Annotated in this window: 33 protein-coding genes; 11 read left to right on the forward strand and 22 right to left on the reverse strand. The window is 34.4% G+C overall.

Annotation, left to right across the window (positions count from 1 at the left end; genetic code table 11):
• Positions 1 to 70: 70 nt before the first annotated feature.
• Positions 71 to 553: a glutathione peroxidase gene (bsaA, locus tag AC0NJG_RS13050; protein WP_087952726.1), complete on the reverse strand. Its 483-nt coding sequence runs from the start codon at positions 551 to 553 to the stop codon at positions 71 to 73.
• A gap of 224 nt (positions 554 to 777) precedes the next feature.
• On the opposite strand from bsaA, the gene AC0NJG_RS13055 reads away from it, so the two are divergent.
• The 4 genes from AC0NJG_RS13055 (at position 778) to AC0NJG_RS13070 (ending at position 2,975) form a co-directional block, all read left to right on the forward strand.
• On the forward strand, positions 778 to 987 hold the full coding sequence (locus tag AC0NJG_RS13055) for a DUF3925 family protein (protein ID WP_087952728.1): 210 nt from the start codon (positions 778 to 780) through the stop codon (positions 985 to 987).
• An 88-nt stretch (positions 988 to 1,075) separates the two neighbouring features.
• Entirely contained in the window at positions 1,076 to 2,056 is a 981-nt protein-coding gene (locus AC0NJG_RS13060; protein WP_474063134.1) for an MBL fold metallo-hydrolase, read from the forward strand.
• Between the two features lie 85 nt (positions 2,057 to 2,141).
• Positions 2,142 to 2,576: a hypothetical protein gene (locus AC0NJG_RS13065; protein ID WP_087952732.1), complete on the forward strand. Its 435-nt coding sequence runs from the start codon at positions 2,142 to 2,144 to the stop codon at positions 2,574 to 2,576.
• 153 nt (positions 2,577 to 2,729) lie between these two features.
• Positions 2,730 to 2,975 carry a hypothetical protein gene (locus tag AC0NJG_RS13070; protein ID WP_000285541.1) on the forward strand — a complete coding sequence of 82 codons (246 nt, stop codon included), beginning with the start codon at positions 2,730 to 2,732 and terminating at the stop codon, positions 2,973 to 2,975.
• 54 nt (positions 2,976 to 3,029) lie between these two features.
• Here AC0NJG_RS13070 and AC0NJG_RS13075 read toward each other — a convergent pair whose 3' ends face one another.
• Positions 3,030 to 3,710 (reverse strand): DUF3600 domain-containing protein, encoded by a 681-nt coding sequence (locus tag AC0NJG_RS13075; protein ID WP_087952734.1) that lies wholly within the window; start codon positions 3,708 to 3,710, stop codon positions 3,030 to 3,032.
• A complete protein-coding gene (locus tag AC0NJG_RS13080; protein ID WP_044792604.1) occupies positions 3,707 to 4,285 on the reverse strand; it encodes a sigma-70 family RNA polymerase sigma factor in 579 nt (192 codons plus the stop codon). Before AC0NJG_RS13080 ends, AC0NJG_RS13075 begins: the two co-directional genes overlap by 4 nt.
• A gap of 207 nt (positions 4,286 to 4,492) precedes the next feature.
• Between AC0NJG_RS13080 and AC0NJG_RS13085 the strand changes: the two genes are divergently transcribed.
• Together AC0NJG_RS13085 and AC0NJG_RS13090 are read left to right on the forward strand one after the other, a co-directional pair.
• Positions 4,493 to 5,479 carry a quinone oxidoreductase family protein gene (locus AC0NJG_RS13085; protein WP_087995882.1) on the forward strand — a complete coding sequence of 329 codons (987 nt, stop codon included), beginning with the start codon at positions 4,493 to 4,495 and terminating at the stop codon, positions 5,477 to 5,479.
• A gap of 29 nt (positions 5,480 to 5,508) precedes the next feature.
• A complete protein-coding gene (locus tag AC0NJG_RS13090) occupies positions 5,509 to 6,147 on the forward strand; it encodes a zinc dependent phospholipase C family protein (RefSeq protein ID WP_087952738.1) in 639 nt (212 codons plus the stop codon).
• Between the two features lie 44 nt (positions 6,148 to 6,191).
• Here AC0NJG_RS13090 and AC0NJG_RS13095 read toward each other — a convergent pair whose 3' ends face one another.
• The 5 genes from AC0NJG_RS13095 to AC0NJG_RS13115 all read right to left on the reverse strand — a co-directional run bounded on the left by AC0NJG_RS13095 (position 6,192) and on the right by AC0NJG_RS13115 (position 10,969).
• A complete protein-coding gene (locus AC0NJG_RS13095) occupies positions 6,192 to 6,575 on the reverse strand; it encodes a VOC family protein (protein ID WP_088327345.1) in 384 nt (127 codons plus the stop codon).
• Positions 6,576 to 6,698: 123 nt separating this feature from the next.
• On the reverse strand, positions 6,699 to 7,868 hold the full coding sequence (locus AC0NJG_RS13100; protein ID WP_000588613.1) for a DEAD/DEAH box helicase: 1,170 nt from the start codon (positions 7,866 to 7,868) through the stop codon (positions 6,699 to 6,701).
• Positions 7,869 to 7,887: 19 nt separating this feature from the next.
• Positions 7,888 to 8,415 (reverse strand): hypothetical protein, encoded by a 528-nt coding sequence (locus AC0NJG_RS13105; protein WP_000460219.1) that lies wholly within the window; start codon positions 8,413 to 8,415, stop codon positions 7,888 to 7,890.
• A gap of 90 nt (positions 8,416 to 8,505) precedes the next feature.
• The gene (locus AC0NJG_RS13110) at positions 8,506 to 10,194 is read right to left on the reverse strand and encodes a formate--tetrahydrofolate ligase (protein WP_011040261.1); all 1,689 of its coding nucleotides are present in this window, start codon (positions 10,192 to 10,194) and stop codon (positions 8,506 to 8,508) included.
• 94 nt (positions 10,195 to 10,288) lie between these two features.
• Positions 10,289 to 10,969 (reverse strand): class I SAM-dependent methyltransferase, encoded by a 681-nt coding sequence (locus AC0NJG_RS13115; protein ID WP_087995884.1) that lies wholly within the window; start codon positions 10,967 to 10,969, stop codon positions 10,289 to 10,291.
• A 205-nt stretch (positions 10,970 to 11,174) separates the two neighbouring features.
• On the opposite strand from AC0NJG_RS13115, the gene AC0NJG_RS13120 reads away from it, so the two are divergent.
• Positions 11,175 to 11,513: a hypothetical protein gene (locus tag AC0NJG_RS13120; RefSeq protein ID WP_001253199.1), complete on the forward strand. Its 339-nt coding sequence runs from the start codon at positions 11,175 to 11,177 to the stop codon at positions 11,511 to 11,513.
• 29 nt (positions 11,514 to 11,542) lie between these two features.
• Here AC0NJG_RS13120 and AC0NJG_RS13125 read toward each other — a convergent pair whose 3' ends face one another.
• From AC0NJG_RS13125 to ytfJ, 4 genes are all read right to left on the reverse strand, one after another.
• Positions 11,543 to 11,755 carry a hypothetical protein gene (locus AC0NJG_RS13125; RefSeq protein WP_000798747.1) on the reverse strand — a complete coding sequence of 71 codons (213 nt, stop codon included), beginning with the start codon at positions 11,753 to 11,755 and terminating at the stop codon, positions 11,543 to 11,545.
• A gap of 69 nt (positions 11,756 to 11,824) precedes the next feature.
• Positions 11,825 to 12,145 carry a hypothetical protein gene (locus tag AC0NJG_RS13130; RefSeq protein WP_000761181.1) on the reverse strand — a complete coding sequence of 107 codons (321 nt, stop codon included), beginning with the start codon at positions 12,143 to 12,145 and terminating at the stop codon, positions 11,825 to 11,827.
• A gap of 51 nt (positions 12,146 to 12,196) precedes the next feature.
• Entirely contained in the window at positions 12,197 to 12,973 is a 777-nt protein-coding gene (locus tag AC0NJG_RS13135) for an oxalate:formate antiporter (protein ID WP_000014090.1), read from the reverse strand.
• A 160-nt stretch (positions 12,974 to 13,133) separates the two neighbouring features.
• Positions 13,134 to 13,559: a GerW family sporulation protein gene (ytfJ, locus tag AC0NJG_RS13140; protein WP_000349987.1), complete on the reverse strand. Its 426-nt coding sequence runs from the start codon at positions 13,557 to 13,559 to the stop codon at positions 13,134 to 13,136.
• 132 nt (positions 13,560 to 13,691) lie between these two features.
• Here ytfJ and AC0NJG_RS13145 point away from each other — a divergent pair, with 132 nt between their 5' ends.
• Positions 13,692 to 14,477 carry a GNAT family N-acetyltransferase gene (locus AC0NJG_RS13145; RefSeq protein WP_071724628.1) on the forward strand — a complete coding sequence of 262 codons (786 nt, stop codon included), beginning with the start codon at positions 13,692 to 13,694 and terminating at the stop codon, positions 14,475 to 14,477.
• A gap of 25 nt (positions 14,478 to 14,502) precedes the next feature.
• Here the strand turns inward: AC0NJG_RS13145 and AC0NJG_RS13150 are convergent, their stop codons facing one another.
• From AC0NJG_RS13150 to AC0NJG_RS13175, 6 genes are read right to left on the reverse strand one after another with little or no spacing between them, the layout of a single operon-like run.
• Positions 14,503 to 15,384 carry a phosphotransferase family protein gene (locus AC0NJG_RS13150; RefSeq protein ID WP_087952745.1) on the reverse strand — a complete coding sequence of 294 codons (882 nt, stop codon included), beginning with the start codon at positions 15,382 to 15,384 and terminating at the stop codon, positions 14,503 to 14,505.
• Between the two features lie 31 nt (positions 15,385 to 15,415).
• A complete protein-coding gene (locus AC0NJG_RS13155) occupies positions 15,416 to 15,844 on the reverse strand; it encodes a GNAT family N-acetyltransferase (RefSeq protein WP_087952746.1) in 429 nt (142 codons plus the stop codon).
• Positions 15,841 to 16,212: a cupin domain-containing protein gene (locus AC0NJG_RS13160; RefSeq protein ID WP_087952748.1), complete on the reverse strand. Its 372-nt coding sequence runs from the start codon at positions 16,210 to 16,212 to the stop codon at positions 15,841 to 15,843. The genes AC0NJG_RS13155 and AC0NJG_RS13160 overlap by 4 nt, the downstream gene beginning before the upstream one ends.
• A 12-nt stretch (positions 16,213 to 16,224) precedes the next feature.
• On the reverse strand, positions 16,225 to 16,710 hold the full coding sequence (locus AC0NJG_RS13165; RefSeq protein WP_000222822.1) for a GNAT family N-acetyltransferase: 486 nt from the start codon (positions 16,708 to 16,710) through the stop codon (positions 16,225 to 16,227).
• Entirely contained in the window at positions 16,707 to 17,267 is a 561-nt protein-coding gene (locus tag AC0NJG_RS13170) for a 2'-5' RNA ligase family protein (RefSeq protein ID WP_087995888.1), read from the reverse strand. The genes AC0NJG_RS13165 and AC0NJG_RS13170 overlap by 4 nt, the downstream gene beginning before the upstream one ends.
• Positions 17,268 to 17,273: 6 nt before the next feature.
• A complete protein-coding gene (locus AC0NJG_RS13175; RefSeq protein WP_087952752.1) occupies positions 17,274 to 17,840 on the reverse strand; it encodes a GNAT family N-acetyltransferase in 567 nt (188 codons plus the stop codon).
• 136 nt (positions 17,841 to 17,976) lie between these two features.
• Here AC0NJG_RS13175 and AC0NJG_RS13180 point away from each other — a divergent pair, with 136 nt between their 5' ends.
• The gene (locus AC0NJG_RS13180; protein ID WP_087995890.1) at positions 17,977 to 18,603 is read left to right on the forward strand and encodes a DUF1648 domain-containing protein; all 627 of its coding nucleotides are present in this window, start codon (positions 17,977 to 17,979) and stop codon (positions 18,601 to 18,603) included.
• A 32-nt stretch (positions 18,604 to 18,635) separates the two neighbouring features.
• Here the strand turns inward: AC0NJG_RS13180 and AC0NJG_RS13185 are convergent, their stop codons facing one another.
• Positions 18,636 to 19,763, reverse strand: a complete 1,128-nt coding sequence (locus tag AC0NJG_RS13185; RefSeq protein ID WP_474063135.1) for a metallophosphoesterase — start codon at positions 19,761 to 19,763, stop codon at positions 18,636 to 18,638.
• Positions 19,764 to 19,910: 147 nt separating this feature from the next.
• Entirely contained in the window at positions 19,911 to 20,333 is a 423-nt protein-coding gene (locus tag AC0NJG_RS13190; RefSeq protein WP_087952758.1) for a GNAT family N-acetyltransferase, read from the reverse strand.
• Between the two features lie 130 nt (positions 20,334 to 20,463).
• Here AC0NJG_RS13190 and pdxR point away from each other — a divergent pair, with 130 nt between their 5' ends.
• On the forward strand, positions 20,464 to 21,864 hold the full coding sequence (gene pdxR / locus AC0NJG_RS13195) for a MocR-like pyridoxine biosynthesis transcription factor PdxR (RefSeq protein WP_474063136.1): 1,401 nt from the start codon (positions 20,464 to 20,466) through the stop codon (positions 21,862 to 21,864).
• Positions 21,865 to 21,910: 46 nt separating this feature from the next.
• Here pdxR and AC0NJG_RS13200 read toward each other — a convergent pair whose 3' ends face one another.
• Both AC0NJG_RS13200 and AC0NJG_RS13205 read right to left on the reverse strand, forming a co-directional pair.
• Positions 21,911 to 22,756 (reverse strand): YitT family protein, encoded by an 846-nt coding sequence (locus AC0NJG_RS13200; protein WP_474063137.1) that lies wholly within the window; start codon positions 22,754 to 22,756, stop codon positions 21,911 to 21,913.
• 168 nt (positions 22,757 to 22,924) lie between these two features.
• Positions 22,925 to 24,133 (reverse strand): macrolide family glycosyltransferase, encoded by a 1,209-nt coding sequence (locus tag AC0NJG_RS13205; RefSeq protein WP_087952762.1) that lies wholly within the window; start codon positions 24,131 to 24,133, stop codon positions 22,925 to 22,927.
• 385 nt (positions 24,134 to 24,518) lie between these two features.
• Between AC0NJG_RS13205 and AC0NJG_RS13210 the strand changes: the two genes are divergently transcribed.
• Positions 24,519 to 25,397, forward strand: coding sequence for a protein kinase family protein (locus tag AC0NJG_RS13210; RefSeq protein WP_087952764.1), 879 nt, complete (start codon positions 24,519 to 24,521; stop codon positions 25,395 to 25,397).
• Positions 25,398 to 25,410 lie beyond the last annotated feature (13 nt).

Here is a 25,410-nt window from a genome sequence, read left to right on the forward strand (position 1 = left end):
GAATGTAAAAAAATGCCTCAAAGAACAAAATAGTTCTTTGAGGCATTTTTTAATAAAGTGAAACTCCTAGTTATTCGCCAAGTACCTTCTCAATCTCAACCTCTAAATCAACCGGCTTCGTTTGCGGTGCAAAACGCCCTACTACTTTTCCGTCTTTTCCAATTAAAAATTTTGTAAAGTTCCATTTTACTGCTTTCATACCGAGTAAACCTGGTGCTTGTTCTGTCATGTATGTATACAGAGGATGAGCCTTTTCACCTTTTACATCAATTTTTGCAAACATTGGGAAGTTTACACCGTAGTTTAATTCACAAAAGCTTGTAATATCTGCTTCTGTACCTGGTTCTTGTCCTCCGAATTGGTTACATGGGAAACCGAGTATTTCTAGCCCTTGTTCTTTATATTTATCATACACTTCTTGTAATCCTTTATACTGTGGTGTAAACCCGCATTTACTAGCTACATTTACAATAAGAAGCGCTTTTCCTTCGTAATCTTTTAACGATTTATCTTCCCCTGTTATCGTTTTAGCTGAAAAATCATAAACTGTCATTATCCTTGCCCCTCTCTTCACTATCATTCTATGTTTATACTATACTACATTCGTGAATATACAGCTCTTATTACGTACTTACAAGATATAATGATAGCGCTTTATTTTTGTTCGAAAATTCGACACAAACTACTAGACTTTTCTGTTGGAAAGTTTTACAATTGAAATGTGAACAAAATGTGACAGTTTATATTCTATTATGATAGAAAAGGATGGTGTTCAATATGAAAACTGCACAACATGAAACGATTTCAAATCGCGAGTTTTATTTCGTACTATATATGATGTTATTGTATGTGATTGGTTGGGTAATCGATGTAAATGGTTTATTTTTAAGCTCCTACTTTAATTTAGCAGGAGAAATTATCCTTCCATTAGTTGGCGGCATTGTTGGGCTGTTCGTTATGTCTATCAATAAACAACAAAGGCAATAAGAACATTACAAAAAGGCAGAAGACGAATCTTTCGTTTTCTGCCTTTTTGTATTTTTAGCGTATAATAGTTACATACCGTATATAAGGAGTGGTAAAGATGAAAAAAGTAGAGCAATTATCTTCTCACCTATATCTGATTGATGATTTTGATTTACAACATAATGAACGAACTGGTACGTACGTTTTATTTGGTGATGATATTACTTTAATTGAAACTTGTGCAGCCTCTTCTCTTCCGTATATTTTAGACGGCTTACAACAATTACATATTGATTTAATCGAAGTTAAAAACATTATCGTTACACATGTTCATTTAGATCACGCCGGTGCTGCTGGTTTAATGATGGAAAAGTGCCCAAATGCTACTTTATATGTGCATTCTCGCGGTGCTCGTCATATGATTGATCCAACAAAACTTATTTTAGGCGCAAAAGCTGTGTACAAAGAAGATTTCGATAAACTTTTCGATCCAATTCTTCCAATTGAAGAAGAACGTGTTCGTATTGTACAACATGGTGATACGTTACAAATTGCAGAAGACCGCACCCTTACATTTTATGATACACCGGGACATGCGAAGCACCATATTAGCATTCACGATTCATTAACAAATGGCATTTTTACTGGTGATACAATTGGAATTTATTATAGAGAACTTGCAGACCTTGGTGTGGAACTATATCTACCATCAACATCCCCTTCACAATTCCAGCCAGATGCGATGATTGCTTCTAAAAATCACATTCAAAGTATGAATGTAGATACAATTTATTTCGGCCATTACGGTGCATCATCCAATGTTACAGAAGTATATAACCAACTAGAACATTGGTTACCTATTTTCGTTCATACTGGTAAAGAGGTCTTTGAAAAATATAATGATTTCGATGAGGCTACTAAAGCTTTGCAAACTGTATTAATGGATAAGGTCTCTTCTCACCTTACAAAGTTAAACGTTCCATCAGATCATTCCGTTTATAACATTTTACATCTAGATATAGAAATTAGTGCGATGGGCATTATAGATTATTTCACGAAGCAAGAAAAGGCAAACTCCACTATTAACTAACAGTAAAAGAAGAGATATACAACATTCGTTATTGTATATCTCTTCTTTTTTTGAATATATTTTGAGTAAAGGATGGTGGAATGTAATGCAAAAAGTGATGCTATACCTCTGCTTCACATTATTTATCGTCTTATTATTATTTGTCGGAGTGAAAATTCAATTTTATTTAGATACAGACGCGCAAGTGAACTTTAACGTTTATCCAAGATTATTCTACTTTACACTCTTCCCTCTTATAGTCGGTATTTTATTACGATTCCTTCAATCTATTAATCGCGAAACGAGTAAACAAAACTGGAGCTTTCAACCGGATAAATTTATTGCTATTACAGTACCTACACTATTCATTTCCTTTTCCCCAGCACTACTCTTTTCACCACTTGGCGAATACCTACCTTATTTAGTTAATATTATTCTCATAAATACAACTTTTGTTACGATTATTAGTTTAATAGCTGGTTATTCCCTTTTAGATTGTTTTATAAAAAAAGACATTGCAAATATGAAAAAATATAATTGATAACCAATACTTAAATGTCATTGGTTTCGGCGGTTTATTTATAAATGCAATATTACTTGTAAAAGTCGCTACACATGAGAAAAGGAAATTTATGTTAAAATAAAAGGAATCACGTACTAAGTCAAATTACATTTCAATCAAGGGAGAATTATTATGTATAGATTTTTTGGATTCTCGTGTCTAATGTTTCTCGCAAGCATATTTTCTTTCTTTATTTTAAGAGGGCCTAATGCAAATTTAACTTTAATTATTTCGATACTAGGTATTCTCTCATTACTCGGCATTATTTTTGCGATAGCTTCAAAGAATTGGTTATTCGGAATAGTTGGTACAGCATTAAATGGAATAATACTAGTAGTTGCATATTTCCTGTTGCTAGCAAAAGGCATAGGTGGTTAATATATTTACGTTTCAATAAGAAAAGCTCAGAGCTTAGACTCTGAGCTTTTTTACTTATCTCACCTTTTCGTCTACATACTCCATAAACTGCTCTGCTTTCATAAATCTTTCTTTATATGCCTCAGGTACTTCTTCTAGTTTTATTGCACCGGTTGATTTTGTCTTCACTCGTACGATTTCATGTGTCATTAAAGCTTCCATATAGCGATCAAACTCTTCTTGCGTTAATACTTCTCTACTTGATTTATGACCATTTAATTTATCAAAGTATGGTTGAAGGCCCATACTTACCTTTTTCATTTCTTCTCTTTTTGCTGGTGATAATGCATCATAATCAATATTACCGTTCGAATCTCCGTACGCAAGCTTTGCATTTGTTAATTTCTTTAGTTCTTTTGTAAACACTTCATATTCTTTTGTACCCATTTCATCTTTCGCTTCTGATAGCTTTGCACTAAAACGCATATACGCCTCTAATGTCATCGTTCCAGCGTGTTTTTTTAAGTTTTCAAAAGACCCGTATATACCATCTGCCATAATAGATTGATATGCAAAACCAGTTGTCGGGATTAAAAAAGCCGCTGCAAGTACTCCTGCGATAAGGCGCTTCTTCCTCTTACTTCCACCACGATTCATTTTTATTTGAACGATTACTTTTTCTTTTAACTCCGGCGGTGCAACAATCCCCTTCGCTTCTTCTTGTATAGATTCTCGGACTTTACAATCTAAACTCATTTCACATTCCCTACCTCTCCTAAAAAGATTTCTTCTACTTGCTCTTTTTGACGTAGTTTCTTTAATGCCGCATGAATTCTAGATTTCACAGTACCAATTGGAATATGTAATATTTGTGCTACTTCTTCTTGAGAGTAATCGTGTAAGTATCTTAAAATAATAACTTTTTTCAATTTATACGGTAATTTATGAATAAGTTCAATTAGTTTTTGATTTGATATTTTACTTATTACATCGTTAGAAAAATCAATTTGTACTGGTTTTCTTTGCTCTTCTGCTTTTTTTATAATTCGTAGTCGCATCCACCTCTTTCTTCTATAAGAGTGAATTTGTTTAATCGCAAGTCCAATTAGCCAAGGACGAAATGGCTTCTCGCTATCATACTTACGAAGCGATTCATATAGTTGTATGTATATTTCTTGAACGACATCATCTACATCCGTTTTATCTTCAATCAAAAAATGTGCTGTTTTATATACTTCTTGAATCGTTTTATCATACAATTCGCTATACGCTTCTTTATTTCCCGATAAAGTTAATTGGATTAAATCTGTATACACTGTTTCATCCTTCATATACCATCCCTCCTTTGTCTTACACTATATATTGGCAAGTAATCCATATTTCGTTCGATTTTTTCAAAAGTTTTTTTATATAGATTAATATAATGATTCAATATGTTCATAAGCTCCACTTATAATCACGCATAACTATTATATAATTTTCCAATTTCTAATGAAGACTTAAAATGATTTATATAGTCAAATTTAGGAGGATATATAATGAAAGCTATCATTGTAACGTCGTTCGGTGGTCCTGAAGTGATGAAATATACAGATGTGGATATTCCAGCTATTTCAAAAGATCAAGTTTTAATTCGTGTTGTTGCTACAAGTGTTAATTTTGCTGATATTAAATCACGTTATGGCAAAAAAGGAAATAAATCACTACCTTTTATTCCAGGGATAGATGCCGCTGGTATTGTAGAACGTGTCGGTTCTCATGTGAAAAATATTTATCCTGGACAGCGTGTCATTGCATTTCCTCAAAATGGATCATACGCTGAATATGTTGTTGCAAATGAAAATCTTACTTTCGTATTACCTGATGAAATTAATTTCCAAACTGCAGCTGCTTGTCCAATCGTATCTTTTACAAGCTATAATTTACTCGCAAATGTTGCAAGAATTCAACAAGGCGAATCAGTACTCATTCATGCGGCTGCTGGCGGAATTGGTACTACAGCTATTCAACTTGCAAAACTATTAGGGGCTGGAAAAGTTATCGGTACTGTCGGAAGTGAAGCAAAAAAAGAAATTGCTTTATATGCCGGAGCTGATTATGTTATTTGTCATCAAGATGAAGATTTTGTAGAGAAAATCAATGAGCTGACAAATAGAGAAGGCGTAAATATCATTTTAGACTCTATTTCTGGATCTGTTTCGGAAAGAAGTTTAAAATGTCTTGCTTATTACGGTCGCCTCGTTCATTTCGGTAATGCTAGTGGTGAAATTGGCAATTTCCATACGAAAGATTTACATGCAAGTTGCCGTTCTATACTCGGTTTTAGCTTTGGAACTACACGAAAAAAACGTCCTGAACTACTCCAAGAAACTGCAAATGAAGTATTCCGTTATTTGCGTGACGGGCGTTTGCAAATCAAGGCTACAAAATCTTTTCCACTCCAAGATGCAGGGAAAGCACATGAATGGGTCGAAAGTAGAAAAAGTACAGGGAAAGTAATACTAACTGTTCAGTCATCTTCCTGAAATGAATACTTGAAACCGAGGTGTCATTCATGGGATCACGAATTATGCATGCTATTATTGCTAACAGGATTGCCGAGAAATTATGTATTCAAGATAAAACTTCTTTCATACTTGGAGGTGTAGCCCCTGATGCAGTTCATTCAGCAGAAAAAAAAGGAACTTCACATTTTTACGCAGGCACGACGAAAAACTATACGCGAAGGATAGATTTCAATTCTTTTTTTCAAAAATATAAAGTTCATATGAATTCCCCTTTTCTCTTAGGCTATTACACCCATCTCATTGCCGATGATAATTGGCTAAGTGGCTTTTTTCTACCTTGGCTAAAAAATAGAATAGAAAATGATGAAACGATCGCACCTATGTACTATAACGATTTTAAATTGTTAAATGCAAAATTGCTTCATCATTACGATAAAGAACAACAGCTCTTCTCTCTTCTCAATCAAGAGGCTCACATTGTCGATATTGAAGAGGTTTCTAAAGAAAACGTTTTTTCTTTTCGAAAGTATCTTTTTGAAGATATGTTGTATCCGGAGCAAAATTTGCATGAAGACTTACAAGTATTTACGTTTAATCAAATCGTTGGTTATATTGAGACAGCTATTGAAAAAGGCGTATTTTATATTAATCAATTCTCTAATGAAAAATCCACTTCAAACATGTAATCCCCCTCAATATATTTGAAGGGGATTTTCACATAGTAATATTATTATTTGTTCTTTTCCATAACCGCAAAATAATTCCCTTCACTATCAGCAAAGTTAAATACTTTACCAGAAGGCATAGTTACCATTTCGCCAACAGTAACATTTTTATTTTTTAAATCTGCATATAATTGAGCAAGATTTTCTGAGAAGAACATTAAAGACGGTGTACCAAAATTCAATTCTGGGCTCATCTTAGAGATAACTTCTTTATTATGTAATATAATGCTCGTTTCAGCACCGTTAGTTGGAGCGATTTCAATCCATCTCATTCCTTGTTTGTTATCTTCCTCTGCAACTACATGAAATCCTACCTTTTCCGTCCAAAAATTGACTGCCTCATCTTGATTATTTACATATAACATAATTTGTCCAACTTTATGAATCATTGCATTTCCCCCTAATGATTTTTATATTCTATGTAGGTTTCTACAGGTAATGTTATTTTTCCTTTGTCATTCAATTACAAACAAAAAAGACGTAACTACAAATAGTTACGCCTTCCACATTATTTATCTAGGCTTTTTCTTCCCAGTAAATGCTGGTTTCTTTTTCTTTGGTGCTTTCGGTTTCGTTTCTACAAATGATCCTTTGAACATTTCTTGCTTCGTAAATACAATGCCTAGTTTTTTCGCAAATTGCAGTAATTTACGCTCTTCTTGTGGTGTTACAAGAGATACAACAGTTCCTTCTTTACCCATACGTCCAGTACGTCCTGAGCGGTGAATATATTGGTCTACTGTGTCTGGTAACTCTAAATGAATTACATGTGTTAAATCGTCAATATCGATTCCACGTGCTGCAATATCAGTAGCAAGTAGAATTTCTAATTTTCCTCCGCGGAAAGCACGCATTGTCGCTTCACGCTCTTGTTTACTTGCTTCTGCATGAAGAGCTGCTGCTTTCATTTTACGGAATTTCAATTTCTCAGTAATTTCATCTAAACGGAATGGGTCGTTTAAGAACGCAACTGCTTTTACATCGCCCATATGCATAATTCTTCTTACGTAATCATTTTTTTCGCGTCGCTCACAAATGATATACGTATGCTCAACTAAGCTTTTTGATTCTGCACGTGTTACACGTACTAATTGTGGTTCCACTGCTAAATCACGTGCCGCATCTTCTGCCGCTTTTGTCATTGTCGCCGAGAAGAATACTAATTGACGATCGCGCATCGTAGATTTAATTACATCTTGTACAGCACCCATCATCTTTTGTTTTACAATTTGATCAAACTCATCAAATACAATTGTTTTTACTTCATGCATTTTTAGCTTTTTCATACGAATTAATTCTAAAATACGGCCTGGTGAACCAACAATTACTCTTGGGTGTTTCTTTAATTTTTCAACTTGGCGCTTAATATCGGCACCACCAATTAAAGATGCACCTGAAATTTCAGTTCCTGCTGTAAACTTTTGAACCTCTTCATGAATTTGCATGACAAGTTCACGTGTTGGCGCTAAAACAACAACTTGTGGCTGTTTTACTTCAGGATTAATTTTATGTAAAAGGGGTAATAAGTACGCTAATGTTTTTCCTGTTCCAGTTGGAGATTCAGCTATAACGTCTTGTCCTTCTAAAATAGTTGGAATCGCTTGTTTTTGAATTTCAGTTAACTCTTTAAAACCAGCCTTCTCCCAAGCTTGTTGTAAAAATGGTTGCATATCTTTTATCATTTGTTTTTCTCCTTTATCTCTATTTTTGAAGAAAATGCTGTATTGTTCGCACCGTTTCTATCATGTGTGAAATAACAGCTATTAAATCATCAACATGGTCTTCTGTAATCGCTTTTTGAAATAGAACCTCTACCTTATTATGATATGAAATCGCTTGCTTATTATATTCGTATGAAACTTTCTGCATAATCATTCTTTCTTTTCCCCATATAGAACGCATTAATGTTTCAATTTCTTCGCATTTTACTTCTGGTTGTTCTAACGGGAATGAAAATGCTAGCTTCATCTCACAACCAGGTGTAAACTGAGGCACTTCTAGTATTTCACCAGACAAGTTCTTTGCATCCACAGATAATGAAAATGTTGCTTCTACTAACGGTTCAAACGGTTCTGTTAATTGAAATGAGATATGATATATACGACTTAATGAAGCAAGATCCATCATATCTTTTCGATCTGTTACAAGAATATCTCCATGTAGATCAAAATCATACACAGCACCTTCTACGATTACTTTTAAATTGTCAAAAGCAGTTGGATCAAACATAATTTCCTCCAAAAAACAGGCGCCTTTCGATGGAAAGGCGCCACTTGATGTATATATAGTTTACAGATAAACGAGATGAATTACAACCTTTTAGAATAAACCTACTGCTTTTCCATCTTCATTTACATCCATTTGTAATGCTGCTGGTTGTTTCGGAAGGCCTGGCATTGTTAACATTGTACCTGTTAACGCAACGATAAAGCCTGCACCGATAGATGGTTTTAACTCACGAATTGTAACGATAAAGTCAGATGGACGACCTAATTTTGTTGCATCGTCAGAAAGAGAGTATTGTGTTTTCGCCATACAAACTGGTAGGTTACTCCAACCTTCTCCTTCATATTGAGCTAATTGCTTACGTGCTTTCGGAGCAAATTCAATATCTTTTGCACCGTACACTTTTTGAGCAATTGTACGGATTTTTTCTTCTAATGGTAATTCTAACTCATAAAGTGGTGCGTAGTTGTTTTCGCCTTTTTCGATTTCTTTTAACACTTTTTCAGCAAGGTCAACTCCGCCTTGGCCACCTTTCTCCCAAACTTCTGTTAAGGATACTGCATAGCCACGCTCATTACACCATTCTTGTAAGTATGCAACTTCTGCATCTGTATCTGTAATGAATTTATTAATTGCAATTACGAAAGGCACACCGAAGCTTTGAATTGTTTCAACGTGCTTCTGTAAGTTTTCCATACCTTTTGCTAATGCGTCTACATTTTCTTCTTTTAATTGATCTTTTGCTACGCCGCCATGCATTTTAAGCGCACGAATCGTCGCAACAATAACAACTGCTTCTGGTTTAATACCAGCTGCACGAGCTTTAATATCTAAAAACTTCTCTGCACCTAAATCAGCACCAAATCCAGCTTCTGTAATAACATAATCACCTAATTTTGCTGCCATTGTTGTAGCGATAACACTGTTACAACCGTGAGCGATATTCGCAAATGGTCCGCCATGAATGATAGCTGGTGTATTTTCTAGCGTTTGTACTAAGTTTGGTTTTAATGCGTCTTTTAATAATAATGTTAACGCACCTTCTACACCTAAATCTTTAACCGTTACAGGTTGATTTGCAAAATTATAAGCAACTACGATGCGTGATAGACGTGCTTTTAAATCTTGAATATCTGTCGCAAGGCAGAATACGGCCATAATTTCAGATGCTACTGTAATATCAAAACCATCTTCACGTGGTACACCTTGAACGGGTCCACCAAGACCAATTACTACGTTACGTAGGGCACGATCATTTAAGTCAACACAGCGTTTCCAAACGATTTTACGCGTATCAATTCCAAGTGTATTTCCTTGTTGGATATGATTATCAATAAACGCCGCTAACGCGTTATTAGCAGTTGTGATCGCATGGATATCTCCAGTAAAGTGAAGGTTAATGTCTTCCATAGGTACAACCTGTGAAAAACCACCGCCTGCTGCTCCGCCTTTTAGTCCCATCGTTGGCCCAAGAGATGGTTCGCGAAGTGCAATTACTGTTTTCTTACCAATTTTATTAAAAGCTTGACCTAAACCAACTGTTACTGTTGATTTACCTTCTCCAGCTGGAGTTGGGTTAATCGCTGTTACTAAAACAACTTTACCGTCTTTCTCATTCTGTAAGCGCTTAAAAATATCAAGAGATAGCTTACCTTTATAATGCCCGTATGGCTCTAATTCATCTTCTAAAATATTTAAATCAGCTGCAATTTCTTGAATCTTCTTCATACTCGCTTCTTGTGCGATTTCAATGTCGGATTTAACTGTTGTAGTAGTTGTCATATACCCTAGTCCCCCTTTAATTGGTTCTGATGATATTGTATCAGTTTTTTGTATTTTCTGCACTTATTTACCTCCTAAAAATTCTTTCATTTCTTTATACGTTTTTTAACATAAATACCCATAAGAATGTTAACGATTGTTGTAATTCTGTAGGTAGTTGACCTAACATCTGCTCATTTACTCCGCGCTTATATACACCGATACCATCTACAACTTCAAAACCTTGTTCTTGCGCTAACTGTTCAAATTCCCAAGGCATCATCGTATTACAAACAACATCCTTGCCATATAAACGAGGATAACTGTTCTCTCGTGGCTTTGCTGTCGGTCCTAAAATTGCAATACATGCATATCCATCTCTTTGTAAAACACGCTTAATCTCATTTAATGCTCGTAATGGCTCCTCGGTCCATTCTAAAGAATTAATTGCCATAATTGCTTCAAATTGTTCATTTTCAAATGGTAAGGAAGAAAGATCTCCTTTTATAAAAGATAAATTTGGTCCTTCTCCGCGCTCCTTCCCTTTTTGAATCATCACTTCCGATAAATCTACACCAACTGCTTTATATCCTGCGCGACTTAATTTATATGTACCGTATCCATCACCACAACCAACGTCAAGCACCTTGGCTTCTTTCTTCACGTATTGTTCAAAAAATGGAATAATCGTACTCCTACTCCCACTATCCCACATCTCCTGACTATTTTGGTTCCAAAATTCTGCACTACTATCCCATTTTTTCTCTGCTGACTCATGCCAATTAAATTTTGTCATGCAATCCCCTACCTTCACGTTTTGTCACTCATTTCATTCTACATCATTTTCCAAAATCCCTGTTTTATCTTCATAAGGAGATGTACATGCTAATGAAGGAATCTTTATTCTCCAATTTTTGCTTTACTTGGGTTTAACTCATACTCATGCTCTTCTCATTTTGAAAGATACTATAGATACACCCAATTGAAAGAGAGGGATGTACATGCGAAGAAAGAGAAATCATCATTTTAAAAGTGGTGAAAAAAACGAAGAGTATGCAGCTGAAATATCACCAGCTGGCATACCAATTAGACATAAGCGTAAAGAAATTGCAAATGAAATAGAAGGTACAAATACCGGTGCAATGATAGGCTATGTCGCTTTATTTCTTTCGCTTTTCTCCATTGCATTTTATCCAGTTACACTCGGTTCTCTTGCGATTTTAGTCGGCTTATTAGCTGTCAATTTTGGAGCAAGAACACTTGGATATACCGCAATTGGTTTTGGTAGTTTTTCTGTTTTATTTACTTTACTTTATCCGCTTGCTTTGTCAGCGTTTTAAAAAAACACACCAAGTTATACTTGGTGTGTTCATTCGTGATACAACATAATATGACCACATCCACAACAATGTTTCGCTGTAATTTCTTGAAACACTGGATAATTTTCTTCATCCCGATGCTCAATAAACACCTTTTCAAATCGATACATATTTGGTGCATATGCCCAATCTTGTTTCGTACGTGCGTATAATGTAGAAGAGAAAAACTCCTCACCGCCACAAACAATACATGTGTTCTTCATCAATACCCCTCCTATGCTTGTCTTACTTCATCTATATGAACATAAGCATAAGAAAAAGACCTTCTATTACTAGAAAGTCTTCTCTGAAACAAAAAGAAATGTACCAAACATTCCTACTCCGCTATATTCTTTCGTAACACCAGCTTCTGTTTTAAATGTTTGCTTTACAGTCATAAAGAATACACCATTTCGTGCATCTGTACTTTCAAATTTTAGTTTTTCTTTTTTACCATCTACATTTTGTGTGCATTCAAAACTACTCTCATCACATTTCAATGCATACTTATCTTCTAGATACAATTTAAAATCTGATTCTTTTGGACAAGTGATAAGTAAAATTGCCACAAGAATAATACTTACAATACCCACAATTGTATAATACTTCTTCATTTGTACTCCTTTCAAAAGACAAGAAAACTTGACTGCATGCGCCAAGTTTTCTTAGTCTACAACCCATTGCCACTCTTGTTCTTTCTTATCAAAAATAAGCCAACCAGTCTCTGTTGCTTCTTCTTTCAATTCATCGATATTATCTAGTACCTCATCCGTACTTTCATACGAACCCACTACATATACCGGAATTTCAAGACCTCTTCTTGACTCAATTTTTCCTGCCAGATCAATATAAAGACCATCTTCCATTAATGGAATAAGCCCCATAATCACTTCTTTTGAAATTGCTGGGAAAATTTTTGATTTTTGGAAGAAAGAAAAACGTTTCTTACCGAAAGCACCGAGTTTATAAGGAATGACTTTACTTAACATTCCTACAAAATCAGCAATTCTACGATAATACACTTTGTTGTACCATCCGTCATCATGTGAAAAATAAACAAATCTATTTTTCAATAACGGAAAGAACGTTCTTGCAAGTGGTTCTTTTTTGTGAGCCAAATATAAAAGCTCTGCAATTTCTTTTGGCTCTAGTTCATCTAAATCGCTTGCATCATCAAAATCTACCCAACAAAATTCATCAAATTCATCAATCTCTGCTTGAATTAACTTATGTATATTTTCTTCCTCAACATATTCAAATAAAGTATGATAATGAAAATCTGTCCATTCAAAGTTATGCTTCAAAAGCAACACTTGATGAAGCGGTGAAGGGATGTTACTTGCAAACTCTTTAAACGTAATTCCTGATGTAATAAAACAATGACCCCGACGATTACCATTAATATATATCATATTCTTTACTTGGTCAGATCCTCCAGACAAAGCACCTAGCCACCTTCGTTTTATATGTTTCAATTCTATAGCATATTTTAACATGAAAAATTTTAGAAACATAGAAAAAACTTCAAAAACTATTTACAATTTCATGTGTTTTATTACATAGTGATTACAAGAAAAAACACCTGCTCGTAAGCAGGCGTTTTTAAAGGATTTCATCTGGGTTTTGAGGATGATGATTTCCCTCTTTCTTTTCATCTTTTTGGAACATCGATTGAATTTTATCAATTGTTTGTGGAGCTAATTCAATCATTTTCTCTGCTAAATGTGTCGCATTTTGTAAATGAAGAATATTTACTCCATCTTTATTTACTACAAGAAATGCTACTGGTGTAATAGAAACACCACCCGCGCTACCGCCACCAAATGCAGGGTTACCGTTCGCTCTTTGTCCATCATTCGTTTGGAAATCAGAACCTCCTGCTCCAAACCCGAACGCTACTTTAGAAACCGTTAACACTACACCACCGTCAGCCGTTTGAACAGGCTCTCCAACAATCGTATTTACATCGACCATTTCTTTTAAATTTTCCATTGCCGCTTTCATTAATCCTTGAATTGGATGATCCACCGTTCATAACCTCCTTTGTCATATCTTTCCTAGTTTTTCCGAAAGTTTGTGAACTAAACATAAAATTTTATATTGCTTTCAAAAAACTTAAGTTGTAATATTTAGAAAAAATAAAAAAAGGGGCAATTCGTTATGATGCGAAAATTATCAAAGAAAGATCATGAACAAGTATTCACTTACCTAAAAGAAGAAGCAGCCCTTAACTTATTTATTATTGGAGATATTGAAGCTTTCGGTTATGATACAGATTTTCAAGAGCTATGGGGCGTATTTAAAGAGAACGGAACATTACAATCGATTTTACTCCGCTTCCATGATGCATTTATACCGTATAGTCAAGAAGAGTTTGTAGTAAGTGACTATGGGGCACTTCTTTCCGCATATAAGCCGCTGAAACTCTCTGGTAAGTCAACTATTGTAGAACGATTTGAAACCGTTTCAAATATACAACTAGGTACTAAAAATGAAATGTATTTTTGTGAATGTCTAGATGCCGACAACTTACCTAGTACGCCTGCCCAAGAAACAATTAAACTTGCCACACTAGATGATGTAGAGCGAATTATGCAATTACGAAGTAACATCTCTGAATTCCCGACTGCTAATGAATCAGAGAAAATATTAAGACAAGCTCTCGAAACAAATACAGGACGTACATATTATATTGAAAAAGACGGCGCTATTATTGCATCAGCCTCTACATCTGCTGAAAATTCATTATCCGCTATGGTAATTGGCGTATGTACACATCCGAATTATCGCGGAAACGGATATGCTTCGCTTATATTACAAAAAATGATTCGGGACTTTACGGATGAAGGCCGGACACTTTGTTTATTTTATAACAATCCAGCTGCTGGACGAATTTATAAACGATTAGGGTTTAAAGATATTGGGATGTGGACGATGTATCGATAATTAAAAGCCGATTTTAAATCGGCTTTTATACATACTCTGCTATTCCAGCTTCAAAGGCTTTCTTATCATTATTTAATAAACCAAATAATGCCTCTTGAAGCGCAAATGTACTCTTATAAAAATACATTCGCTCCTTTACTGCTTCTAAGTTAGGATAATAGGCTTCAAATAGTTGTAAAAACTCTTCTCCATAACTAGCTAATATTCCAGCAAAATCATAAGCCGGATCTCCAATGCTCGCTCCACCAAAATCTATGACCCCTGAAATATTCTTTTTTGTTGCACTATATAAAATGTTTGTCATGCCAAAGTCCCCATGAACAAGACTAGGAGTAAAGTTAAAATGACTACTTTCATTTAAATATAACTCAAACGATGTTGAGACCTCTTTTCTCGCTACATTTCTCATGAATGGATAAACATGTTCTTTTAATTGGCTATATAAACTATTTATTTCTGAATACATATCAGTACTATCACATTGCATAATACCTTCGAATGTAGATAACGGAATTTCATGCAACTCTTTTAAAAATCTCGCCAATGTGTACGCAAGTTTCTGTAATTGCTTTTCATCATTTATTTCTGTAAAAACATTTTTCCAAAACGGGTCTCCTTCAATCATCTCATAACCTGCAAATACTTTCCCTGGTACTTCATTTTGAAACCCTTGATAACTTGGATTGGGAATTTGAAGCGTAATGAAGGGTCTTATTTTCTCTAGTAACTGTGTTTCTATTAGAAGTTTCTGAATACCTTTTTCATATTTCGGAAACCGGAATACTATATTATCATTTACAATTAACACATCATTATTTTGACCTATTTCATTTATATAAACAGAATTTATTTGTAATTCAGGATACAACCTTTGTAAATACGCAACATACTCATTTTCTTTTCTCACTCTTTCTCTTCTCCCGTTTAAACTATTATTCTCACTTCAAAGTCATAATGACCTGTCTTTCAACAAAACCAAACTCTTCGTACATCCCTTTTGCAAAATTCCCAGCAAATACATTCAAACGAATTTCTGAATAATTCTTTTGTAATTCCTTAATACCAGCCTCCATTAACTTTCTTGACAATCCTTTCCCGCGGTACTCTGGAAAAACATATAATTCGTATATAAACCCTAGTTTTTCATGAGAAAAATAGTCCGTATTTTCCCCTATTAATATCCAACCCATTACAACGTTTTCTTCTTTAACGACTAAATAATACGCTCCCTTTTCTACAATCGGCCTTGTAATTTCAATCGCTTTCTCTGTATTTAAACGACAATTTCCCCTCGTACCTTCAAAAAGCGATTGAGCTGCATATTGTATTATTTCGTCCGTTTCTTCCCGATTTGCCTTTTCTATCATTTTTCACAACTCTCCTCTTTAATAGGCATTAATATCGCTCGTTCAAGATCCTCCGCTTCCATAACAATTGCCATTAATCCATGCTCTGTACTTGTCTCATGAAACTCACCCTTCTCCCAAAACACAGCTTGTCCAGCTTCCACCTTCACTTTTTCTTTATCTGTCCCGCATACATATCCTTCTCCATCCACAATAAGAAGCAGTTGCGATACAACTGCTTCATGATATCCAATTATTCCATTCTCTTTTAAATGCATAGCACCGATATGTATATTCCCTTGATGATTTACTATTTTCGACATTATGAAATTAGATTGAAATGCTGTGATTTGCTTTCCTACTTTTTCATTAAAATCAAAAATTTTCAATTCTAGTCCTCCTTATATGTATAAAACCATCCTTACTGTCTGCATCATATGTCCTTCAAAATCTTCTTCAAATTCCTCTAATTGTGCAAAACCTTTCGCTTCATAAAACCGCTTTCCTTTTTCATTCGCTGCTTCTACATGAATGTATAGTTTCCGAATTCCTTTTAATACCGTTAACCCTTTTTGTAATAAAGCACTTCCTATCCCTTTCCCCTGTTGATCTGGTAACAAATAAATTGCTCCTAATTCTGCTTCGTTTTGCAGTCTAACAGGTGAGAAATTTGCAAAGCCAATTACTTCTCCCTCTTCTTCTGCAACGAATAAATGTGTATTCTCAAGACGATATTTCATTTTTTCATCAGAATAAGCCTCGTCTAAAAAACTGTCTTGAATCTCTCTCGGAATAATGCCTTCGTATGTATCATGCCAAGCTATTTTCGCTACTGATTGTACAGCATGAATATCTTCTTGCTTCATTTCTCTAATTACATATGTCATCTCGTTGTCTCCATTCTCTTTAACTTATATTCTGCTAATATACTAGAAGAAATGGCAGAACCATTTTCATAATTCACCTTAATTAATTTTAATTTTTCAATTGAAGCTGTTGCAAAATCAAATTTTTCATAAATGTATTCCATTACACTTAAAAACTGATTTGTATGTAATCTATTTGCAATCGTACAATGCGGAACCCACTTTCCCGGTACGTAATATGAATTTGGGTTGTCATGAAAAGTTTTAAAATAATCATGATAAGAATGATGAAATTTTAACAATTCATCAGTAACAGTCAGTGCTAGAAAGACCGTTCCATTAGTAGGAAAAACTCCAACAGAAGGAAAAGTTACTGGGTCCGTATTTTCTTGAATAGCTACAAACTCTCCTAATTTCTCCTTATACAAATGAACATCTAACTCATTATAATCAGCTAACGTAATATGAGGTTCTACTCCGGCTAATTGATTTGTGCCAATGATATTTGTTAATTCATTTTGCAATTCTGTAATTTTATTAGTAAACACACGATCAAATGTAGCAATAATAGCGTACATATCCCTTCACCCCTTTGTTACACATAGTGCTTCCCATTCTTCACGAATCATCCCCATTCGAATAGAATCATAGTACGTTCCGTTATAATAACGACATTTGCGCATTCTACCTTCTAAACTCATTCCTATTTTCTCCGCTACTTTCATCATTCGTTCATTACCAGACCAAGTCGTGAGCCCTACTCTACCAATCTCCATCTTTTCAAATAGTAAATCTCGATATAACGTTAACGCTTCTGTACCGTAGCCGCCATTCCAGTAAGCCGGATTATAAATGACAATCCCCATCTCCAACCAACGCGTCGGTTTATACTCCCAATAAAATCCGACCGTCCCTATAACTTGACCGTTATTTTCTATAATTAAATTGGATAGAGGTTCTTCTTTTAAACGAGTTTGCATCTTCTCCTTATAGGATGAGTATTCTTGCATTGAAAACGGAAAATACGGTGCATCCCATTTTTTCCATTCTGGATTTTCTTCTTTAAATGCGAGATCCCATAATGTTTTTATATCTAATTCTTCAATTGTACGAATTGTTACTTTATCCCCTTTTACGATTACGCTTTTCATAATTTCCTCCTACACTCCTCTTTATTTCATATATAATTATAATATTTTTTCTGAAAAATCAAAACAGATATCGTTTATTATATTGTATAATTTTGTTATAAGATACCAATTATTCATGTAGAAAGCTGGTGATTCAGTGAATAATCGATTTAGCATTGCTTTACTTCTCACTATTATTACGACAAATATTATTCTCTATTTCTTCTTACCATTACGTATTGTTACGAAATGGGACTTCAATGGAACACCTACATCAACAATGGATAAAAGTACTTTTGTGATCGTAAATATAATTATATGTTCCTTCTTATTCTTTTTATTTTTAGCTTTATCTAAAGCAGCGAGTAACCAGAAATTTCTCCATTGGATCGGCAACACAATGTTACTATTCTTATTTTTTGTCGATATTGTCATTACCCTCATCGCCCTTGGCTTTTCACTTCCTCTTGATTATTTCATATTTATAGCATTAGGGCTTTTATTTATATTAATAGGTTATTTCAGCTCCAAAATTGATACGAGTAAATCAACCGTTTCATTAGAATGGAATGATAAGCACCTTGAAAAAAGAGCTTCAAATATTTGTAATATTTCAATGATGATAGCAGGTATTTCCCTAGCGGGGCTCCCATTTATCGTTTCTGCTCCGTATAGAGGGTATAGCATACTAGCGATTTTTTTAGGAATGACGCTTATCATTTTACCGAGTACGATTTATTTACTTATTAAAGACAGCAAGCAATCTACTCCTTTAAAAAAGTAATTAAAAAAATAGGAGGTTACATCCCTCCTATTTCAGCTAAATATTTTCTTTTTCGTCTTTTCTATCTCGACTAAAATCCCTTTCTCTATCCAACCTTCTACTCCATCTTTTTTAATTAAATCATATCCTGAGCAGCTAGCATCAATAAGAGAAACAATGTCACCTTTTCTTACGCTTATTTGCGCACAAGAAATATCGGTTTTCACTGTATATTCACCTGAATCTAGTTGCTTAATGTATTCATCTTTCACAGAAAGTATTGTATTCGTTTCCTTTTGCCTACATATTGTGTAATCTTGCTTCTTCTCAATAGGCTCTACGTAATAATGTGGATAGGTAACCCCGCCCTGCATTGTTGCATCTACATGAAAATCTGCTATTACTTCATACTCAGGGAAGTAGTCTACATATGTATAAGAAAACTTATCACCTGTTGGTTTCCTCTGAATGATAAATGCATTTAATTGCCCTGCCTCTTTAATCGTATTTCCGCCGTCAATTGCAATAATCTTTTTTTCCTTATCAATAACTGGATTGTTAGCCGGTGCCTTCTCTGAATAGTTTACAACAGGCCAATGACCGACTACTACATACTTATTTGCTTTATGGGATTGATTGAAAAACTCCGGCATTGCTATCGCATTTTTTCGTTCTGTTTCTTTCCAATCCTCTCTATCTTCAAGACCAGCATGTACAAAAATATAATCCTCAGTTTCAATCGCTGTCGGTAATTCTGTTAGCCACTTTATTTCTTTTGAAAAATGGCTCATTAATTTTGTTTTCAATTCACGAATATCACTTTCTTCATGAGCGGGAACATTCAATTGTGCTAGCCATTCATTAAAAATTGTATTCTTTCGCGTACACAAATAATTTATTAACGCAGGATTTTCATTTACAAGCGCTTCAACTACAACCTCACAATTCCCTTCTATTGCATAAACATTTGGCTTACTAACTACTAGACCCATCACATAGTTGACGACGCCAATGCTATCTCTCCCTTTCTCACAAAGATCACCATTAATAATTAAATAATCTTCATCTTTAAAATTAACTTTATGTAGTAATTCCTTAAAAAGATCTAATTCTCCATGAATATCAGAAATAATAATGACTCTTACATCATTTGGTATTGATAATTCCTTTATTTTTTCCAAGTATAAACGCTCCTAACATTCTCTAAATTCAATATTCCGTTGTTAATTTCTAATATTCGACAAATTATATTACTAGACCTGTCCCTAGCTCAAATCTGAAAAAGAAAATAGGTTCCATATATTTTTACACACGGAACCTACTTAGTATTATAACTCTTTATAAAAAGAATAGCTTACCTTATCAAAACCCTCTCTTTCATAAAAACGATGTGCATCAATTCTTGGAAATGCAGATGTCAGTACGATAGAACTGCACCCTTCTTCTTTCCCCCATTTTTCTACATATGACAGCAGAACATTACCATACCCTTTTGATCTGTGAGCTTCCGCGGTTACAAGGTCATACACAAAAACATGTTTCTCATTATAAAAATTCGTACAAATTGCTACACCAGCTAGACTAACAACTTCATCCTCTTCATTGCGTAGCGAAAATAGTTTATAGTTTTCTTCTTTCATTTTTTGAAATAAACAACTTGCTTCTTCTCTTGAAAGTTTTGTTCGTAATTGCTGTAATACGGGAAATACATCATGTAAATCCGCTTCTGTTACTACTGCTCTAATATTCATTATAATTCTCTCCTTACTATTTATAAAAATTTCTAAATGTTATATCATCATTATAAATAGCAACTGCCCTTGACTTAAGTGACAGTTTCATTCTTTTTTATAAGGCCAGTTTACAAAGGAGCGACTACAAATGGATCTTACTATCCCATTACAATTACAAAGTAAAACACCCATTTACTTACAAATTTACGAATATATGAAACGAGAAATCTCTCAAGGATCACTACGTGCCGGTACACGCCTTCCTTCTCACAGAAATTTAGCGATGCAACTTAATGTGAGTCGGATTACAGTTGAATCAGCTTATCAACAATTACTAGCTGAAGGTTATGTAGAAAGCAAACCGAAACGCGGGATTTTTGTTGCCGAAGTTGATATTGATGTCATTCAAAGGAAACAGCAAATTGCGGCAAGCAGCCCGAACAATAAAGAAAAAGAACAATATGATTATGATTGTAGTCAAGGACTTATTGATCAAAAAGCTTTTCCAATAACAAACTGGAAAAGAGCATTACACGAAACCTTATTTCAGTATGAAAATGAATTATTTGCTAAAGAAGATCCACAAGGTGAGCTCGTTCTACGAGAACATATTTCAAAGTATTTATATCATGCTCGTGGAGTACATTCTTCACCTGATCAAATTATTATTGGAGCAGGTACGCAGCCTCTTCTTTGGCTACTACTTCAACTACTTGGTTCAAAAAAAGAATATGGAATCGAAAACCCTGGGTTTCACCGTATACCTGCTATGATTCAAAGTTCTGGTCTTCCCGTTCACCCGATCCCTTTAGATGATAAAGGGATTCATATTTCCGCTTTACGTGAATCGGGTTCCAATGTGGCATATGTCACTCCATCTCACCAATTTCCACTCGGAATCATTATGCCGTTATCTAGAAGACTCGAGTTATTAAAATGGGCGAATGATTGTAATGGTTATATTATTGAAGATGATTACGACGGGGAATTTCGCTATATAGGAAAACCTATTCCTTCTTTACAAGGGCTAGATTCAAATGAACGTGTCATTTATATGGGAACTTTCTCGAAATCTTTTTTACCTTCTTTACGAATGGGATATATCGTTTTACCACCTCATCTGCTAAAAACCTATAAAGAACTTGGTGGTATGTATAAGCAAACGGTTTCCACGATGCAACAACTTACCTTCGCTACCTTTATTCAAAATGGGGATTGGGAACGTCATATTAACCGAAGTCGTACGTTATACAAAAGAAAACATATTACTTTAATTAAATCTATTACAAACGAAATGGGAAATAACGTACATATACTCGGTGAACAATCCGGACTTCATATTGTACTTCACGTTTATAACGGGATGAATGAACAAGAACTTATTCATACAGCTGCAAAAGAACGCATTAAGTTATACCCTCTCTCCACATATGATTCTGTTCATAATTTGAGGGAGGAGTCATATGTACTGCTCGGTTTTGGCAGTATTCCAGAGGATTGTATCGAAACTGTTGTCAAATTACTGAAAAAAGCGTGGTTCCCTAAATAAAAATAGCTCCACGTAAGTTATCCTTACGTGGAGCTATTTTCATTCACTATTTTTCCGATCTCGCTGCCCTTCCCGGACGTTTGACACCAGTTGTTTCTGTTGAATAAGACGCTTCAATTATAGCAGTTGGATCTACAGAGAGAACGAGATCTTTCATTTTCGGATAAATGAAACGGTTTGTAATACAATAAATGATTCTCTTATGTTCTCCTAAAAAACCACCTTCTCCATGTAGATACGTAACGGATAATTGCAATTCTTTCATAAGTAGATCGCCTATTTCTTTATTTTTACCAGAAATAATCATAACGCTCTTTCCTTGATTAATGCCATCTAATATGAAATCAATCATCTTCGTAACAATATAGAAAATTGCTAATGAGAACATCGCTTGTTCAATTGAAAACAAAATGGCAACAAAGATAAAAATAACTGCATTTACAGCAAGTAAAAATGTACTAATCGGCACTTTAAAATGTTTATTCATCCAAACAGCTAACATTTCTGATCCATCAATTGCTCCGCCCATTTTTACTACAACCCCTACACCAACACCAAATAGGACTCCTCCATAAAGAACAATTAACAATTCAGAAGTTGTAATTGCTGGAAATGGTTTTAAATAAATCAATCCGAGTGTTGTAACAACATTTGCATAGGATGTACGAATAAAGAACTTCTTTCCCATTACTTTTGCAGTAAATAATAAAATCGGGATATTAATTCCTAAGAACACTCCATAAAGCGGCAACCCGGCAACTTTATTCGCCATAATAGCAATGGCCGTTACCCCGCCATCTACTAATCCGTTAGGTGCTAAAATAAGTTCTAATGAACCCGCTACAATAATTGAGCCAATTGTTAATAATACGTATTCAAATATCTTCTTCATTCATTACCCCCAAAACTTATATATTTTCTTAGTATTATTTTAACGTAATTTTTCTACTAATACAAAGATATCAGTTTATATACACAAAAGTTTCACCTTTATAGTGATTTTTTATGTAATTTTTTATAGAAACACACTTACGCATTGCAGTAAGTGTGCTCCAAACATTTATTTAAGTTTTAAGTAGGAATTCATTTTCATTTTAAATATTTCATCAACTGCCCTATTATACCCACCAGCGTTTCGAAGTGACTCTCCAACTTTACGACTATTTTCCTTAAACGTTACATCATACATTACTTTCTTTACAGTCTCACGTAACAATTCAGAAGTTAATTCTTTACGATTAAGCCTTATTCCTGCCCCTACTTCATTCACTCGTTTCGCAACTAAAGGCTGATCTCCTGTTACCGGAATTACAACTAACGGGACACCGTAATATAGTGCTTCACTCGAACTATTCATACCACCGTGTGTCACGAATACATCAGCATGCTGTAATACTTCTAATTGCGGCACATAATTATACAACTTAAAGTTATTCGGAATGTTTTCAAATTGACTTATATTTATCTTCTTACCAACAACTAATACGACTGTCGCTTCTACATCTTTAAACGCTTCAAAACATTTTTCATATAACTCAGGTTGTTCATTAAAAACTGTTCCCATAGAAATGAAAATCAATTTTTTATCTTTTAAATCTTCCATAGGAAAGCTACCTACTTCTTTACGCGTAGCAATTGATGGGCCGACAAACTTATATGATTCATCAAATACATCTGAACGCGGCTGATATTCTTTTGAAGTATACACAATCGTAATATCACCAGGATGGTTCATAATATCATACATACTATTACATTTCATTCCATACTGTTTGTTCCATTTTTCCATTCCCGCTAAACAAGATTGATACAATGGATTCATTTCATCTACTTCACTTGATTCATGTTCATCGTTAAAAGTAATGTACTGATTAAAAGCAAACGTTGTACAAGAAGAAACACTAGGTAATTTTAAAACATTGGCTATAATACGTCCTACTGGAAAATGATTATCATATATCAAATAATCGTACTTTTCCCCTTTTGTTTCTTCTACAATTTGAGTAACAATACGTTCTGATGCTTCCATCATATGAGACAGCATCGTCAAAGGACTCCCACCTTCATTTACTCGCTCCATAATATTAATTTGAGAGAGGAAATTCTCAAACACTCGGAATTGTGCACCCGTTGCTTCAATCTTCTTTCTATAATCTTCAATACAATACGAAACAACTGTTTCCCCTCGACGAATTAACTCACTTACAATAGCTAAAGTCGGATTTATATGACCTTCTCCAGGGAAATTTATTACGAGTACGTTTGCCATCATATTCTCTCCTATCTAATATTATTAATAATTAATTATATTAATTAATTTAAAACTATTATAAAGGAATCTATTCTATTTCTTCACATTTTTCTCTTCATTTTATTATTGAGAAATATTTTTTATAATCTACGTTATAACCCTATTGAAAGTACGTTTAACACTTCATTTACTGAAAAATACGAGATGTATATTCGGGCATTTTTACAGATTTATCACCAGAAACATTATTTCGATAATTCATACAAAAGTAGAAAAATATAATTTTCACACTGATTTCTCACCGTAAATTTATTTAAGTTCTATGTTGTCCCTATCATTATCCACTTCGTACACATTCTGTTATATAATGAATTTATCGAATTTACAGAAAAGGAGCGGCTTCATGCTACAACAACTCTTCGCTTCACCTATTTTATCTGTTCAAACTTTACATCCAAGTTATGAAGACCATGCAAGCGAGGTATTTCTTGTTAAAACAGCATTTGAAGAAGTTATTGTTCGTTCCTCAAAAATGACTGAAGAACCAAACAATGATTTTTGGTGGGGATGCAAAAACCTTTTTGGAATCGATCCAAGGAACGTACATCATTTAGAACATATACACGAATTATTGAAAAAGCATACTAACTTGCCCATCCCCACTATTTTGCAAAAACATGTTTTAAATGGCCGGAAGTATGTTAGTGTCGAAAAACTAACAGGAAGTACGCTCCAATCCTTTATAGGACAATCTGATTCAATTTTATTCAGCCTTGGAAAAGGACTAGCAGAAATTCATTCGTTTCAAGCAGAGTTTATAGGAAATCCATCAGGTACTTTCCAAGTTCCACTAGAAGAATTTAAGTCTCACATATTAAAAGTCAGTAAAGAACTTGTAAATAGGTTTTATTCCGATAATGCGAGCATCCGTAACGCATTTCCTACTTTTGAACAACAACTTTCTTCCTTACCGGTACCACAGGAATCTACACTCGTTTTAATTGATATGGACCCTACCCAGTTTTTATCAGATGGCGCAACTATTACAGGTTTAGTAGATACAGAAGCCTATGCAGTTGCTCCTCGGGAGTTTGATTTTATCGGACTAGAATATGTACTTACCGAAAAAGAAGCGCGTGCCTTTAAAAATGGTTACGAAACAATTATGCCTATTCCTCCACTTGAAAAGTGTAGGTCGCCTTACCGTTATTTGTACCGACTGTTATCTGTTCAAGGAAGTGTGGAATTAGAAAAATGGTTAAGTCATCCATCCTATTTTTAAATAAGAATGTGAG

The sequence above is a fragment of the Bacillus sp. SSR7 genome (genome assembly GCF_055902415.1).